Consider the following 14,718-nt stretch of genomic DNA (forward strand, 5'->3'; position numbering starts at 1 on the left):
GCGCGGCAGTTCAGCCGATTGAATAAGTAACGCTTAGTAAAAAGGATGGGCCATCTTCAGGGTCAGCAGGCTATCGCATTCGCTGTTGTGGCCGGAGTACGCCGAGCAGCTGCTACCGCTGAGGCTTGAGTCGCTGTAGATCAGGTCCAGGTCGATGCCCCGCCACGGACGGGAAATTTTCAGCGACCAGTCACTGAAACTGCCTACATAACCATCTTCCACCGAGACTGGAGTATTGAGTTGGTGAGTGGTGTATTTGGCGCTGATGCCGATGCCGAAGGGCACGTTGCCACCGAGGTCGGCAAACAGGGTGCTGTTCTGTTTATCCGGGTCGTTGCTCAATGCCGCACCGAAGCGGCTGCCGAGGATGGTCAGGCCGCCGTAGAATTCCTGGCTGTCGAGGGTGTCGACGGTGGGGTAGCTGTAGTGGATCAGGCCGACTTCGTAGCCCAGGGTCTGGTCGAAAGGGTGTTTGAAGCCCATGTAGGAATCGACTTCAAGGTCGGCGGAGTAGCCGGCACTGGGTGACCATTGTCCGACGTACCAGCCACTGTCGTGGCTCAGGTCCAGGCCGCCGTGGAACGAGCCGGTGCTCGACGGTGTGACCAGGCCTTGGGCCATGCTGCGGCTGGGGGTGGTGCCGAGCTTGAGGTCGAAGTCACCGAGCTCGCGCTGGAATACCTGCCCATAGGCAAAGGGGCAAGCGAGCAAGCTGAACGTCAGCAGGACAACAGGAATGCGCATGCTTCACTCCATCAATAGCGAGGAGCAGGGAACCGTAACCAAGCTGGAACGCTTGAGCTAGAGAGGTGCAAGCATACCGGCGAATGTTCGGCAGCGATGGCCGTTCGTCGATTTCTGCGGGAATGGATTTAAGGAGAGGGGTTCCAGCCCAAGCGCTTCGGGATTCAAAGCGCTTTGGGACCAGGTGACGCGGGGGATTACTTCTTGCCCAGGCTGATCTGCTTGGACGGACCGAAGGTCTGGCCGCTGACACCTTTGGCAATCTGCTGGATTTCACCGCCGGACTTGAGGAACGCAGCGATCTGGTCGTTGATCGACTCGCTGGTTTCAACGGCTGGAGCTGGCTTTGCTTTGCTGTTGGATGCTTTTACGCGCATGACGGCCATTAACCTATGGATAATTAATTGGGCCAGGCATCGTACAGGAAATACTTGACAATTGCTTGGCAAATATCCCCTTTGATTATTTTCGGCAAGGCCTGAATATTGACCGATCCATGCCTGTTTATTACCGCTAAGCCACTGTTTTTAAATAACAACCGTGCCTTTTATTCAAAGCTGAAGCGGCACGGCTCGAGCCCTTCGCCGTCTGACGAGTGGCTTTGTCAAGGGCGAAAACCCTTGAAAATCAAGGCCTACGCGGTCAGATCCTTCAACGTCACGAATCGCACCGCAAAACCGGGTAGAATGCCGCCCACGCAATGAGGGTATTTGGAAATGGCTTTAGTCGGGCGCTACAACAGTTTGCAAGTGGTTAAACACACCAACTTCGGTTTATACCTGGACGGCGGCGCGGACGGTGAAATCCTCCTGCCCAACCGTTATATCCCCAAGGATATTCCCAGTGAAGATGAAGACTGGCTCAATGTTTTCATTTATCTGGACAGCGACGACAAACTGATCGCCACCACGGAAAAACCGAAAGTCCAGGTTGGGGAATTCGCCAGCCTGAAAGTGGTTGAAGTCAACAGCATTGGCGTGTTCCTGGACTGGGGCCTGCCGAAGGATCTGCTGCTGCCGTATTCCGAAGAAAAACGCCAGCTGACGGCGGGCGAGTACTGCGTGGTGCACGTCTACCTCGACAAGCACACCCGCCGCATCACCGCCACCGCGCGGTTGGATCGTTATCTGGACAAGACGCCGGCCAATTACACGGCTGGGCAGGAAGTTGATTTGCTGGTTGCCGAAGCTACCGACATGGGCTTCAAGGCGATCATCAATAACAAGCACTGGGGCTTGATCCACAAGAACGAAATCTTCAAGTTCATGCGCGCCTACAAACAGGAAAAGGGTTTCATCAAGGAGATCCGTCCGGACGGCAAGATCAGCTTGAGTTTGCAGCCGGTGGGTCAGGAAGCGGCCACCAGCCTCAACGCGAAGATCCTCGCCAAGTTGCGTGAAAACAACGGCACGCTGCCGGTCAGCGACAAGAGCGACCCGGTGTTGATCAGCAGTCTGTTTGGCGTGAGCAAGGGCAACTTCAAGAAGGCCATTGGTGCGCTGTACAAGAATGGGCAGATTGTCATTCATGCTGATCGTATTGAGCTGACTTGATCGTTAGGCCGAGCAAACCACCGTTGGCTAGGTCATCCTGTGGCGAGGGGATTTATCCCCGCTGGGCTGCGAAGCAGCCCTGATTCGAACGCCTCGGTGTACCTGCCAGATTGAGTGGTTATTTTTGGGGCTGCTCCGCAGCCCAGCGGGGATAAATCCCCTCGCCACAAATTTTCGCTGTATACAAAACTCCTTGCACCTTAACCATGCACCCGCGCCCCGTTCGTGGGCGTTCTGTTGTGCTCGTTCGGTTTTTACCTGCGCTGAAAAGCGCGGTTTGTCTCGTATCCAGCGCCTATGGCACGCATTCTGCGTAGCAACCCGTATACAAACCACGCCGGCTCCCGTGCGCAGTGTGGTGGACAATCAAACTCGGGGGCACGGCGGCACCCAAAAGGAGCCCCGCAATGTCCGAGCAATTGCCCAACGGCTACAGCCCCCGTCTCTATAACGAAGACCTGGGCCCGCTGCCGCAGAAATGGAATTGGTACAACATCTTCGCGTTCTGGATGAGTGATGTGCACAGCGTCGGCGGCTATGTGTTTGCCGCCAGCCTGTTCGCCTTGGGCCTGGCGAGTTGGCAGGTGCTGATCGCGTTGCTCGGCGGGATTTGCATCGTGCAATTGATCGCCAATCTGGTCGCGAAGCCGAGTCAACAGGCGGCGGTGCCTTATCCGGTCATTTGCAGGCTGGCATTTGGCGTGTTCGGGGCGAATATCCCGGCGGTGATTCGCGGGCTGATCGCGGTGGCCTGGTATGGGATCCAGACGTACCTGGCGTCAAGTGCGCTGATCATCGTAGTCCTGCGGTTTTTTCCTTCGATGGAAGCCTACGCGACACCTCATTTTGCCGGCTTGTCCTACCTGGGCTGGTTCGGTTTCCTCAGCCTGTGGTTCGTCCAGGCATTGGTGTTCTGGACCGGCATGGAGTCGATCCGTCGTTTCATCGATTGGGCTGGGCCGGTGGTGTATGCCGTGATGTTCCTGTTGGCCGGTTGGATTGTCTGGAAGGCTGGTTGGAGCAACATCAGTTTTACCCTGGCGGAAAAGTCCCTATCCGGTTGGCAGGCATTCGGCCAAGTGATCGTGGCGACGGCCCTGGTGGTGTCCTACTTTTCGGGTCCGACCTTGAATTTCGGCGATTTCAGTCGGTACTGCCGGAGCATGTCCGACGTACGTCGTGGAAATTTCTGGGGCCTGCCGGTGAATTTCCTGGCGTTCTCCCTGGTGACCGTGGTGATTGTTTCCGGCACGTTGCCGGTGTTTGGAGAAATGCTCCACGACCCGATCGCCACCGTGGCGCGCATCGACAACAACGTCGCCGTCCTGCTGGGCGCCTTTGCCTTCGTCACCGCGACCATCGGCATCAACATCGTCGCGAACTTCGTGTCCCCGGCCTTCGACTTTGCCAACGTCGCGCCGAGCAAGATCAGTTGGCGCGCCGGCGGGATGATTGCGGCGGTGGCCTCGATTTTCATCACGCCGTGGAATCTGTTCAACAACCCTGAAGTGATCCACTACACCCTGGACGTGCTGGCGGCGTTTATCGGCCCGTTGTTTGGCATCCTGCTGGTGGATTACTACCTGATCAAGAAGCAGCAGATCGACGTCGATGCGCTGTTCAACGACGGCCCGACTGGACGTTATTACTACAACGGGGGGATCAACTGGACAGCGGTGAAGGCGTTGATCCCGGCGACGCTGATGGGCGTCGCAATCACGTTCACGCCGTTTCTCCAACCGATGGCCAACTTTGCCTGGTTCACCGGCTGCTTCCTTGGCGGTGTGTTGTATTTCGCCTTGGCGCGACGCGAACCTTTCCCACAGCTGAACACATCGCTGAACCCGGCCGGCCAGGCCTGATCACCGCAGGACGGTCTGGGCGCAGCGTTCGACCGCGCTTCGGTTGGCGGGCCGCAGCAACAGGCCGCCCGCCAGCACCAGGCCACTGCCTGCGATGATCAGTGCGGGTTGCAAGCCGCCGCTGAAATGGCTGCTCAGCGCCGCCAGCAACGGTCCGCTGAGCTGGCCGATGGCGAAACACGCGGTCAGCAGACCGATGTTGCGCTGGATGGCATGGGGCGCCAGTTCTCGGGAACGCAACACCATCAATTGCATGCAAGCCAGGAATGGCGTGCCACACAGGATCACGCCCAGCGCCAATCCCGCGCCGCTGCCCAGCAGGCAGGCAAAGACGCCAGCAGCTTGCAGCCACAAGGTCGCCATCAACCAGCGGCTGGTGGTGTTCGGGTTGGGCCGGCGCAGGCTCACCAACAGCACGCCGATGGCTGCGGCCAGGCCGAAGCAAGGCCAGAACAGGTCTGCCTGCCATTGCCCGTGGAACTGTGCGGAAGCCATCTGCGACAGGAAGGTCGCCGGAATGATATAGCCAACGCCATACAAGGCATAAACCACGCAGAGCCGGGCGATGCCGCGGTGGTTGGCCACGGTGGTTGGCGCTGCAACAGTGGCCGTAGGCACGGGTTTCGGCAGGGCCGGCAGGATCACCAGCAACATCAACAGCGCCGCCCCGGCGTATACCAGCCACAAGATGTCGGATGTATGGCCCAACAGGTTCGAGCCAAGGGCCAACAAGCCTGTCAGAAAAATTCCCAAGCCAGGTCCGGCGAATACCAGTGCGCCCAGCCGTGGTCGCCCCGTCGCCGCAGCCAAGGGTTGGCTCAGGGCAGTAATCATCACCATCACCCAGGCGCTCGCCACGCCCGTGCCGAAGCGCAACGCCAGGTGCGGCCAGAAGCCCCAGGCCCAGAACGACGCCAGGGTTAACAGCACGCACAACCACAGGCCGCCGAGCAACCGTCGCTGCACCTGTTCCGGACGGCGGGCGAACATGGCGTCGAGCGCGCCGAGCAGATAACCGAGGTAGTTGGCAGCGGCGATCAGACCGGCGGCGGTCAAGTCCACCTGACCTTCGCCGATCAAATGAGGTAACTGCGGTGTGAGGGCGAAGCGGCCAATGCCCATGGCCATCATCAGGGCAATGAAGCTGGCGAGCAGGCGAATCAAGGGCGACATGGTCGATCTCCGGCGTCGAGGTGATTGACCGTCAGGCTAGGACCGATTGACTTTCATTAAAAATGAATAATAGTGAGCAACTTGTTCGTTTTTGGAGAAGGTCGTGGAGTTCAGCCAGTTACGTATTTTCCAAGCGGTGGCCGAAGAGGGTTCCATCACTCGGGCCGCCGAGCGTCTGCACCGGGTGCCGTCGAACCTGTCGACCCGGCTCAAGCAGCTGGAAGAGCAGTTGGGCGTGGATCTTTTCCTAAGGGAGCGTCAGCGATTGCAGTTGTCGCCTGCGGGAAAAGTCCTGTTGGACTATGCGACCAAGCTGTTCGCCTTGCACGACGAAGCCCACGCGGCGGTGCAGGGCGGCCAGCCGGCCGGGGATTTTGTCCTGGGCACGATGTACAGCACGGCGGCGACGCATTTGCCGGACCTGCTGGCGGCTTATCACCGGGCTTATCCGGCGGTGAACCTGCAAGTGCAATCGGGACCGAGTGGGGAGTTACTTGAAGGCCTGCTCACCAATCGCCTCGATGCGGCGCTGGTGGACGGCCCGCTGGAGCTGGCGGGGTTGGATGGCGTGCCGTTGTGCGACGAGCGGTTGGTGTTGATCACTGAGACCGATCATCTGCCGGTGCGCAGTGCGCTGGATGTGCAGGGCCGTGCGGTGTTCACTTTCCGGCGTGGCTGTTCCTATCGGATGCGCCTGGAAGCCTGGTTCGCCCACGACCATGCAACCATGGGCCGGGCGATGGAGATCGAGTCATACCAGGGAATGCTGGCCTGTGTGATTGCCGGCTCCGGGGTGGCGCTGATGTCCGAGTCGATGCTCGCCAGCCTGCCGGGGCGCGAACGTGTCATGGTGCATCCGCTGGCCGAGCCGTTTGCCAGTGCGACGACGTGGTTGATGTGGCGCAAAGGCATGGTCGGCGCCAACCTGAACGCCTGGATTGAATTGCAACAACAAGCCTGGCCGCGTGCGCCAATGATCCCGGCGCAATCGGCTTGAACTCACCACCTGGGATTTGGATCAATTCAGTAACAGATCATTGCAATCTGTAACGAGCATTGAACAGGACTTCGGACTATTATCAGTGCGAAGGGGCCACAGAAATCTGCCGCTCGCACCACCTGAGGGGGCACCACGATGAAAGAGAAAATCCAGAACTGGCTTCATGACCTGGGTGTCGCGCTTGGCCTGATCGAGCCGCCCATGCAGCCGATACCGATCCGCACTGACGACGAGCAACGTCGCCGCCAGCCGCGCCGCCGGTAAACCCACCAGGAATTTGGAGAGATCGCAGTTCCGGACCATTTCAATCGAGATGGCCCGGAACTGCGATCTTTTTATTGGCGGCGCGAACACTGTGGCGAGGGGATTTATCCCCGCTCGACTGCGCAGCAGTCGCAAACAGGGTCAAGAGTATCTTCTGAAAGATAGGAAAGGCTTAAACAGGGCAGCTTCGCAGCCCTGCGGGGATAAATCCCCTCGCCACAAGTGTGTTCGGCTCGATTCAGTTTCGATCAAGCCGCCTTGGCCACCACATTCGACCTTGGCGACAGCAAACTCACCAGCACGAAACTCACCAACGCCACGCTCAGGCTGTAATAGATCGGGGTGTTCGCGTCCAGCCCATCCTTGAACATGAAGAACAACGCCGTCACGAAGCCCAGCGACATGCTGCTGATCGCGCCTGCGGTGGTCGCGCGTTTCCAGTAGATGGCACCGATCAGCGGGATCAGCATGCCGCCCACCAGCAGGTTGTACGCCAGCGTCAGGGCGCTGATGACATCGCTGACCACCAGGGCGATCGCCAGGACAACCCCGCCCAACAGCAAGGTCGCGATGCGGTTTTCATGGACGTCGCCGTTACCGCTTTCACGACCTTGGCGCAGACGCGGCAGGAGATCCTGGACGACGGTGGTGGAGGCCGCCAGCAGTCCCGCCGCCGCGGTGGACATCAGCGCCGCGAGGGCAGCGGCGATGACGAGGCCGCGGATCCCGTTGGGCAAGCTGTGTTGCACCACGCTGGCGAAGGCGTTGTTGACGTTTTCCAGGTCCGGCAGCAACACCTTGGCCGCCATGCCGATCAGCGCACCGGCCAGGCCGTAGAGCACGCAGTACAGGCCGGCGGCGGTGCCGGCGACTTTGGCCACGCCTTCGCTGCGGGCGGTGAACACCCGCTGCCAGATGTCCTGGCCGATGAAGATGCCGAAAAAGTAGATCAGGAAGTACGTGACGATGGTGTCCCAGCCAATCGCGGTGAAATCGAAATAGCGCGCCGGCAAGGCCGCCACCATCGCGTCCCAGCCACCGGCGTCACTGATGGACATCGGCATCAGCAAGAACACCAGGCCGATGGTCATGATCAGGAACTGCACGATGTCGGTCAGGGTCAGCGACCACATGCCGCCGATGGTGGAATACAACACCACTACGCCGCCGCCCACCAGGATCGAAACCCAGAAGGGCAGGCCGAACAGCACTTGCATGACCGTGCCTATGGCGATGGTCGACGTGGCGCCGATCATCAGCGCGTAGACCAGCATGATCAGTGCGCTGGCATGGCGCGCGGCCGGGTTGTAGCGGCGCTCCAGCACCTGGGTCACGGTGTAGATCTTGAGCTTGAGCAACGGCTTGGCGAGGAACAGGCTCAGCCCGACGATGCCCAGGCCGATGGCGCCGCACAACCAGAACCCGGAAATGCCATGGACATAGCCCAGGCGCACGGTGCCGATGGTCGATGCGCCGCCGAGCACGGTGGCGGCCATGGTGCCCAGGTAGAAGCCCGGGCCGAGGTTGCGCCCGGCGACGAGGTAGTCGTCACGGGTCTTGGCGCGGCGCATGCCGTACCAGCCGAGGGCGATCATGCCGGTGGCGTAGATGAGAACGACGATTAAATCCAAGGCCATGATGGCGTGTCTCCGATTTGTCTTTTTTATAGGAAGTCGAGATGGCGCCATGGACAGATGGAGTTGTGGCGAGGGGATTTATCCCCGCTGGGCTGCGAAGCAGCCCCAAAACAGCCAACTCAATCTATCAGGCACACCGAGATGTCAGGGTTTGGGACCGCTGCGCGCTCCAGCGGGGATAAATCCCCTCGCCACAGGTCCAGCGCTCGGCGAGACAGCATCCTTGCTCCGCGGATCCTGCGGCCCATACACCGCCGCAGGTTCCGGAAACAGCCCCAGCAACGCCAGGTACACCACCGACGCCAGCCCCAGGGTCACCGGCAGGCTGATGTCGATCCCACCGGCCAATTCCCCTAGCGGGCCGACGAATTGCCCAGGCAGGTTGACGAAGCACAGGCCGACCAATGCGCTGGGAATCCACGCGCCCAATCCGCGCCAGTTCCAGCCATGGCTGAACCAGTAGCGCCCGCCGGTTTCGCCGCGGGTGAACACCTGCAGGTCATCCGGGCAGTAGAAGCCACGGCGCACCAGCAGGCCGATGATCATGATCACCATCCACGGCGTGGTGCAGGTGATGATCAGCACGGCGAAGGTCGACACGCTTTGCACCAGGTTCGCCGCGAAGCGACCGATGAAGATGAAGGCAATCGACAGCACGCCGATCAGCAGCGTCGCCTTGACCCGCGACAGCAGCCGTGGGAACACGCTGGACATGTCCAGCCCGGTGCCATACAGCGACGTGGTGCCGGTGGACATGCCGCCGATCACCGCAATCAGGCACACCGGCAGGAAGAACCAGCCCGGCGAAACCGCGAGCAGCCCGCCCACGTAGTTGTTGGCCGCGATGTAGTCCGGCGCCTTGATTGCCACGATGGTGGCGGTGGCGAGGCCGAACAGGAACGGGATCAGCGTCGCCAATTGCGCGGCGATCACCGCCAGCATGATGCGCGGCTTGGGCGTGTTTCGCGGGATGTAGCGCGACCAGTCACCCAGGAAGGCACCGAAGGAAATCGGGTTGCTCATTGCGACCAGCGCCGCGCCGATGAAGGCGGCGTAGAAGCCCGGCTGGCCGAGGGCGACCGTGCCGGCAAACTGGCTGTCGAAGCTCGGTGCAAAGGCGAAGATGCCCAGCAGGAACAACAGGCTGGCGGCCCACACGGCGATGCGGTTGACCCACAGCATGAAGCGAAAGCCGTAGATGCACACCGTCAACACCAACAGGGCGAACAGACCGTAGGCCAGGCCCAGGCTCAGGTCGGTTTCCGGCACGCCGACCAGCCGCTTGGCGCCGCCGATCAGCGCATCGCCCGAGCTCCATACCGACAGCGAGAAGAACGCGATGGCGGTCAGCAGCGACAGGAATGAACCGACGATGCGCCCGTGCACACCGAAATGCGCACCGGAAGACACCGCGTTGTTGGTGCCGTTGAGCGGACCGAACAGGCCCATCGGCGCGAGGATGATCGAACCGACCAACACGCCCAGGACGATCGCCCAGACCCCGGCCTGGAAGGATAGGCCGAACAGCACCGGGAAACTGCCGAGCACGGCGGTGGCAAAGGTGTTGGCGCCGCCGAAGATCAGTCGAAACAGATCGCCCGGGCCGGCGGTTCGTTCATGGTCCGGGATCTGCTCGACCCCGTTGGTTTCAATCTGCGTAAGGCTTTTATCGTTATTGTTATGCATGATCTGCTCCGATCATCGAGGCGCGTTCATCGTGCGTGAACGTCGCCTGCTTGGCTAAGGGGGTGGCAGCCCTTCCGGCATTGCGGACAAATGTTCATGACAGGCCAGCCATAGGCCTTGTTGTTCTTGGCGAAACACAATGGTTTCGCGCTCCTGGCTAAAGTGAAGCTCCCCTTGCATGCGCAGCTCAGTGGCCACGTCATGGATGAAAATCGCCACGTCCCCTAGCAGGCTGACGAAGGCGTTGCTCGAGGTGCAGCTCAACACCTCGAAGCCATCCTCGGACCGCCAGCGATCCCACAACGCCTGGTAGGCATCGCGGGACAGCAGGGGCTGTTCGAGGGTGTGGAACACGAAACTCGCATCGACCGTGAACGCACCGAAATAGGCGTCGCGGTCATTGCGGGCGAAGGCCGACACCAATTTTGCGGCGGCCTTGAGGACTTGGTCTCGATCGTTCATGGCCGCGCCTCAGCGATGAACCACGCCGGGCAGTACGCAGAGCATCTCGTACAGCAGGTTGGCGCCCAACAGCGAGGTGTTGCCGGTGGTGTCGTAGGGCGGCGAAACTTCTACCAGATCGCAACCAACCAGGTCGAGGCCCTGGCAGCCACGGACGATTTCAATTGCCTGGATAGTGGTCAATCCACCGATTTCCGGGGTGCCGGTGCCCGGCGCCCAGGCCGGGTCGATGCCGTCGATGTCGAAGCTCAGGTACACCGGGCCGCCGCCGACTTTTTCACGCACTTCAGCCATCAGTGGGGCCAGGGATTTGTGCCAGCACTCTTCAGCCTGGACCACGCGGAAGCCCTGGTTGCGGCTCCAATTGAAATCCTCGGCGGTGTAGCCCTGGGCGCGCAGGCCGATCTGCACCACGCGGTCGCAATCGAGCAGGCCTTCCTCCACGGCGCGGCGGAAGGTGGTGCCGTGGGCGATTTTCTCGCCGAACATGTGGTCGTTCACGTCGGCATGGGCGTCAATGTGCACGAGGCCGACCTTGCCGTGTTTCTTGTGGATCGCCCGCAGGATCGGCAGGGTGATGGTGTGGTCACCGCCGAGGGTCAGCGGGATGACATTGTGTTCGAGGATCTTGTGATACGACTCTTCGATGATCCGTACCGCGTCCAGCAGGTTGAAGGTGTTGATCGCCACGTCACCGATGTCCGCCACCGACAGGGAGTCGAACGGCGCGGCACCGGTGGCCATGTTGTAGGGGCGGATCATCACGGATTCGGCGCGGATCTCGCGGGGGCCGAAACGGGTGCCGGCGCGCAGGGAGGTGCCGATGTCCAGCGGCACGCCGACGAACGCCGCGTCGAGGCCGGCGGCGGTTTGCAAATGGGGGAGTCGCATCATGGTGGCGATGCCGCCGAAGCGCGGCATTTCGTTGCCGCCCAGTGGTTGGTGAAGAATCTTGTCCACGGGTAGGGCCTCATCGTTTGTTTTATTTATCAGGGGCCGATTCTGCGAAAAGCCGTTGCCGCGAAGAATCGCTGGCGGCAAATACTTAGTTCAGATTTTTCTAAACTAATGGCGGGCGGGGCGATAGACTTCCAATCAGCGCATCCCCTGGGCAGATGATGCCCTCTGTGGCGAGGGGATTTATCCCCGTTGGGGCGCGAAGCGGCCCTAAACCCTGGTATCCCGGTGTATCAGGCAGATTGAGTTGACTGTCTTGGGGCCGCTTCGCAGCCCAGCGGGGATAAATCCCCTCGCCACAAGAGCGCTACCAAGCCCTGAGTAATTCGGAGACCCCAATGGCCAACGCTCTACCCGACCTGAAACTGCTGCGCATTTTCGTCAGCGTGGTCCGGCACCAGGGCTTCGCCAACGCCCAGCACGAACTCAACCTTTCCACGTCGGCCATCAGCACCTACATGAGCCAGCTCGAATCGGCCCTGGGCCTGGTGCTCTGTCATCGCGGCCGGGGCGGGTTCAGCCTGACCAGCAAGGGTGAACTGTTCCATCAGGAAACCTTGCGCCTGCTCGGCGAGCTCGAAGGCTTCGAGCAATATGCCGCCGCGCTCAAGGGGGAACTGCGCGGCACGTTGAACCTGGGGGTGATCGACTCCACTGTCAGCGACAAGGCCTTGCCGTTCGCCGAAGCCATCGGTGCCTACAGCCAGGAACATCCGGCGGTGCATCTACACCTGTCGGTCCTGAGCCCCTATGAACTGCAACTCGGCGTCCAGGACAACCGCCTGGACTTGGCCATCGGCGCGTTTTCCACGCGCATGAGCGGGCTGGTCTACATGCCGCTGTATCGCGAGCAGCACTGGTTGTATTGCAGCAACCGTCATCCGCTGTTCACTGAACGGCGCATTCCCGAACAAGTCATCACCCAGCAGCGCATGGTCGGGCGCGGTTACTGGAGCCAGGCCGAATTGGCCCGTCATGGCTTCAAGCACAGCGCGGCGACGGTGGAGAGCATGGAGGCGCAGTTGATCCTGGTACTGTCGGGCGCCTACATCGGTTACCTGCCCGAGCATTACGCCCAGGCCTGGGTCGACAAGGGCGACTTGCGGGTGCTGTTGCCGAGCGACGTTTGGTTATCAGGCGCCGTTCTCGATGATCGTGCGCCGTGGCCGCAGCCGCGAGCCGCTGATCCAGACCTTCCGTGATCTGCTCAAAGCTCAACTGAACCAGGCGTGACCATGTCCAGAATCCAATGCCCGCGCTGCCAACGACCGCAAAGCCATTGCCTGTGCCCGTTGACCCCCTGCCTCGACAGTCGTACTCGCGTTCTGCTGTTGCAGCATCCCAGCGAAGTGAACCATGCCTTGAATACTGCCCGACTGGCGGCGTTGGGGCTCAACAATGCCGAGTTGATCGTGGGTGAAGTGTTCGAGGACTTGCCCCGGCTGCTCAACCAACCGGGTTACCGGGCGCGGTTGTTGTTTCCCGCTGACGATGCACAGCCAATCCAGACCTATGGCGCGTCCGATGAGCCGCTGCTGTTGGTCGTGCCCGATGGCACCTGGCGCAAGGCGCGCAAGATCCTGCACCTCAATCCGCTGCTGGCGGCACTGCCGAGGGTAACGTTGGCCGACGGTGGCGTGTCCCGCTACCGCTTGCGCAAGGCGCCAGGGCCGGGGGCGCTGTCGACGGTGGAGGCGATTGTCCAGGCGTTGCAGGTCCTGGAGGCGCCGGTGAGCTTCGAGCCGTTGCTGAGGCCGTTCGAGGCGTTGATCGAGGGGCAGATTGCGGCGATGGGAGAGGAGACGTTCCGGCGTAATCATGCTGGAGAATAGGTGGTGTGGTTGCCGGCCTCATCGCGAGCAAGCTCGCTCCCACAGTTGATCTCCAGTGCACTCAAGGTTAGTGGTCACCACAAATCCAATGTGGGAGCGAGCTTGCTCGCGATGGCGATAGCCCAGACACCGAAGATCCCAGCCAAAGCCTACCGCTCGCGCATCGCCTCGGTCCGTGCTTTCAACACCGGCTTGAGCAAGTAATCCAACACACTTTTCTCCCCAGTAATGATATCCACCGTCGCCACCATCCCCGGGATGATCAGCAACGGTTTCGCATCCCCGCCCAAATGGTTCTTGTCGGTACGCACCTGGATCAGATAGAAGCTGTTGCCCTTGTCATCGGTGATGGTGTCGGCGCCGATCAGTTCGAGCTTGGCGCTGAGTCCGCCGTAGATCGTGTAGTCGTAGGCACTGAACTTGACCATGGCTTTCTGGCCTGGATGCAGGAATGCCACGTCCTGTGGGCGGACCTTGGCTTCGATCAGCAAATTGTCTTCCAGTGGCACGATCTCGATCATGTCGCTGCCAGGCTGGACCACGCCGCCGATCGTGTTGACCTTCAACTGCTTGATCACCCCGTGCACCGGCGAGACCACGGTGGTGCGGGTCACGCGGTCGTCGATGGCGATGCTCGTGGCGGTGATTTTTGACAGCTCGGTGCGTTTCTCGTTGAGGTCTTTCGCGGCATCGGAGCGGAAGGTCTGTTCCGATTCGTCGATCTTGCTCTTGATCTCGTTGATCGCCGATTCGGCCCGAGGGATCGCCAGTGTGGTGGCGTTGAGCGAGCCGCGGATTTCCACCGCGCTGCGCTTGAGCCGCAGGATTTCGACGGGTGAAACCGCCCCGGTGCGCACCAGCGGCGCCGACATGTTCATTTCTTCTTGCAGCAAGGCCAGCGCCGAGCTGAACTGGCCTTGCTTGGAGCGAAACTCTGCGAGTTCCTGGGTTTTTTGCCGCAGCTGTTCGGTCAGCGTCCGCTGCTCGCTGGCCAGGCGTCGCTGGCGTTGCTCATAGAGCGCGCGCTCGTCCTCGGCCACCTGCGGCGCCTTGCCGGTCACTTCGGTGGACAACTGCAAGGGCCGTCCTTCGGCCTCTGCCGACAAGCGTTCGACCTGTGCCATCAACGCATAACGATCCGCCTCGCTCTCGCCCTTGTTCGACAGGAACCGCGTGTCGTCCAGGCGCAGCAGGGTGTCGCCCTTGTTCACCATCTGGCCTTCGCGCACGAAAATCTCGGTGATGATGCCGCCTTCGAGGTTCTGGATCACCTGGATCTTGCTCGACGGAATCGCCTTGCCTTCGCCGGTGGTGACTTCCTGCAACACCGCCAGTTTGGCCCAGACCAGCCCGCTGATAATCAGCCCTGCGGCCAGCCACACGGTGACGCGCGACCGGCGCGGCGAGTCCTGCAGTGTCGCGCCGGCGGTTTCCGGCATGAACTCGCTTTCGGCGCTTTTGCTGAAACTGCCGAAGTAGCTTCGGGCGGCTGAATCGGGTGTTTGAGCAGACATGGGGCGGTACCCGTTGGTTAATTGTTATAGATCC

At 60.9% G+C, this 14,718-nt stretch carries 13 protein-coding genes and 1 pseudogene; 6 read left to right on the plus strand and 8 right to left on the minus strand.

Annotated elements, in window-relative coordinates:
• Nucleotides 1-33 precede the first annotated feature (33 nt).
• Nucleotides 34-744 carry a TorF family putative porin gene (locus AB4N42_RS11075; protein WP_030141148.1) on the minus strand — a complete coding sequence of 237 codons (711 nt, stop codon included), beginning with the start codon at nucleotides 742-744 and terminating at the stop codon, nucleotides 34-36.
• Between the two features lie 197 nt (nucleotides 745-941).
• A complete protein-coding gene (locus AB4N42_RS11080) occupies nucleotides 942-1,130 on the minus strand; it encodes a hypothetical protein (protein WP_018607615.1) in 189 nt (62 codons plus the stop codon).
• 330 nt (nucleotides 1,131-1,460) lie between these two features.
• Here AB4N42_RS11080 and AB4N42_RS11085 point away from each other — a divergent pair, with 330 nt between their 5' ends.
• Both AB4N42_RS11085 and AB4N42_RS11090 read left to right on the plus strand, forming a co-directional pair.
• Nucleotides 1,461-2,297 carry a CvfB family protein gene (locus tag AB4N42_RS11085; protein ID WP_460116178.1) on the plus strand — a complete coding sequence of 279 codons (837 nt, stop codon included), beginning with the start codon at nucleotides 1,461-1,463 and terminating at the stop codon, nucleotides 2,295-2,297.
• Nucleotides 2,298-2,704: 407 nt separating this feature from the next.
• Nucleotides 2,705-4,159, plus strand: coding sequence for an NCS1 family nucleobase:cation symporter-1 (locus AB4N42_RS11090; RefSeq protein ID WP_217860092.1), 1,455 nt, complete (start codon nucleotides 2,705-2,707; stop codon nucleotides 4,157-4,159).
• Here AB4N42_RS11090 and AB4N42_RS11095 read toward each other — a convergent pair whose 3' ends face one another.
• Nucleotides 4,160-5,332 carry an MFS transporter gene (locus AB4N42_RS11095; protein ID WP_217860091.1) on the minus strand — a complete coding sequence of 391 codons (1,173 nt, stop codon included), beginning with the start codon at nucleotides 5,330-5,332 and terminating at the stop codon, nucleotides 4,160-4,162.
• Nucleotides 5,333-5,435: 103 nt separating this feature from the next.
• Here AB4N42_RS11095 and ptrR point away from each other — a divergent pair, with 103 nt between their 5' ends.
• Nucleotides 5,436-6,329 (plus strand): putrescine utilization regulator PtrR, encoded by an 894-nt coding sequence (ptrR, locus tag AB4N42_RS11100; RefSeq protein ID WP_198797183.1) that lies wholly within the window; start codon nucleotides 5,436-5,438, stop codon nucleotides 6,327-6,329.
• 138 nt (nucleotides 6,330-6,467) lie between these two features.
• On the plus strand, nucleotides 6,468-6,596 hold the full coding sequence (locus AB4N42_RS11105) for a PA1414 family protein (RefSeq protein ID WP_256222727.1): 129 nt from the start codon (nucleotides 6,468-6,470) through the stop codon (nucleotides 6,594-6,596).
• A gap of 248 nt (nucleotides 6,597-6,844) precedes the next feature.
• Here AB4N42_RS11105 and AB4N42_RS11110 read toward each other — a convergent pair whose 3' ends face one another.
• The 4 genes from AB4N42_RS11110 to speB all read right to left on the minus strand — a co-directional run bounded on the left by AB4N42_RS11110 (nucleotide 6,845) and on the right by speB (nucleotide 11,341).
• Nucleotides 6,845-8,233 carry a sodium:solute symporter family protein gene (locus AB4N42_RS11110; protein ID WP_217860090.1) on the minus strand — a complete coding sequence of 463 codons (1,389 nt, stop codon included), beginning with the start codon at nucleotides 8,231-8,233 and terminating at the stop codon, nucleotides 6,845-6,847.
• Between the two features lie 144 nt (nucleotides 8,234-8,377).
• On the minus strand, nucleotides 8,378-9,922 hold the full coding sequence (locus tag AB4N42_RS11115) for a purine-cytosine permease family protein (RefSeq protein ID WP_334598811.1): 1,545 nt from the start codon (nucleotides 9,920-9,922) through the stop codon (nucleotides 8,378-8,380).
• Nucleotides 9,923-9,973: 51 nt separating this feature from the next.
• Complete coding sequence (locus tag AB4N42_RS11120) at nucleotides 9,974-10,381, minus strand: YybH family protein (protein ID WP_323154372.1); 408 nt, start codon at nucleotides 10,379-10,381, stop codon at nucleotides 9,974-9,976.
• A 9-nt stretch (nucleotides 10,382-10,390) separates the two neighbouring features.
• Nucleotides 10,391-11,341: an agmatinase gene (gene speB, locus AB4N42_RS11125; protein ID WP_072341466.1), complete on the minus strand. Its 951-nt coding sequence runs from the start codon at nucleotides 11,339-11,341 to the stop codon at nucleotides 10,391-10,393.
• A gap of 335 nt (nucleotides 11,342-11,676) precedes the next feature.
• Between speB and AB4N42_RS11130 the strand changes: the two are divergent.
• Nucleotides 11,677-12,571: pseudogene (locus AB4N42_RS11130) on the plus strand (LysR family transcriptional regulator).
• 2 nt (nucleotides 12,572-12,573) lie between these two features.
• Nucleotides 12,574-13,170, plus strand: a complete 597-nt coding sequence (locus AB4N42_RS11135) for a tRNA-uridine aminocarboxypropyltransferase (protein WP_460116179.1) — start codon at nucleotides 12,574-12,576, stop codon at nucleotides 13,168-13,170.
• A 149-nt stretch (nucleotides 13,171-13,319) separates the two neighbouring features.
• Here AB4N42_RS11135 and AB4N42_RS11140 read toward each other — a convergent pair whose 3' ends face one another.
• Nucleotides 13,320-14,684: an HlyD family type I secretion periplasmic adaptor subunit gene (locus tag AB4N42_RS11140; protein ID WP_460116180.1), complete on the minus strand. Its 1,365-nt coding sequence runs from the start codon at nucleotides 14,682-14,684 to the stop codon at nucleotides 13,320-13,322.
• Nucleotides 14,685-14,718 lie beyond the last annotated feature (34 nt).

The organism is Pseudomonas sp. H2_D02 (genome assembly GCF_054677635.1).

Bases quoted from the DNA above. Each gene is read 5' to 3' on its own strand.
- AB4N42_RS11075 (WP_030141148.1), bottom strand. From the start codon at position 744: ATGCGCATTCCTGTTGTCCTGCTGACGTTCAGCTTGCTCGCTTGCCCC.
- AB4N42_RS11080 (WP_018607615.1), bottom strand. From the start codon at position 1,130: ATGGCCGTCATGCGCGTAAAAGCATCCAACAGCAAAGCAAAGCCAGCT.
- AB4N42_RS11085 (WP_460116178.1), top strand. From the start codon at position 1,461: ATGGCTTTAGTCGGGCGCTACAACAGTTTGCAAGTGGTTAAACACACC.
- AB4N42_RS11090 (WP_217860092.1), top strand. From the start codon at position 2,705: ATGTCCGAGCAATTGCCCAACGGCTACAGCCCCCGTCTCTATAACGAA.
- AB4N42_RS11095 (WP_217860091.1), bottom strand. From the start codon at position 5,332: ATGTCGCCCTTGATTCGCCTGCTCGCCAGCTTCATTGCCCTGATGATG.
- AB4N42_RS11105 (WP_256222727.1), top strand. From the start codon at position 6,468: ATGAAAGAGAAAATCCAGAACTGGCTTCATGACCTGGGTGTCGCGCTT.
- AB4N42_RS11110 (WP_217860090.1), bottom strand. From the start codon at position 8,233: ATGGCCTTGGATTTAATCGTCGTTCTCATCTACGCCACCGGCATGATC.
- AB4N42_RS11120 (WP_323154372.1), bottom strand. From the start codon at position 10,381: ATGAACGATCGAGACCAAGTCCTCAAGGCCGCCGCAAAATTGGTGTCG.
- AB4N42_RS11135 (WP_460116179.1), top strand. From the start codon at position 12,574: ATGTCCAGAATCCAATGCCCGCGCTGCCAACGACCGCAAAGCCATTGC.
- AB4N42_RS11140 (WP_460116180.1), bottom strand. From the start codon at position 14,684: ATGTCTGCTCAAACACCCGATTCAGCCGCCCGAAGCTACTTCGGCAGT.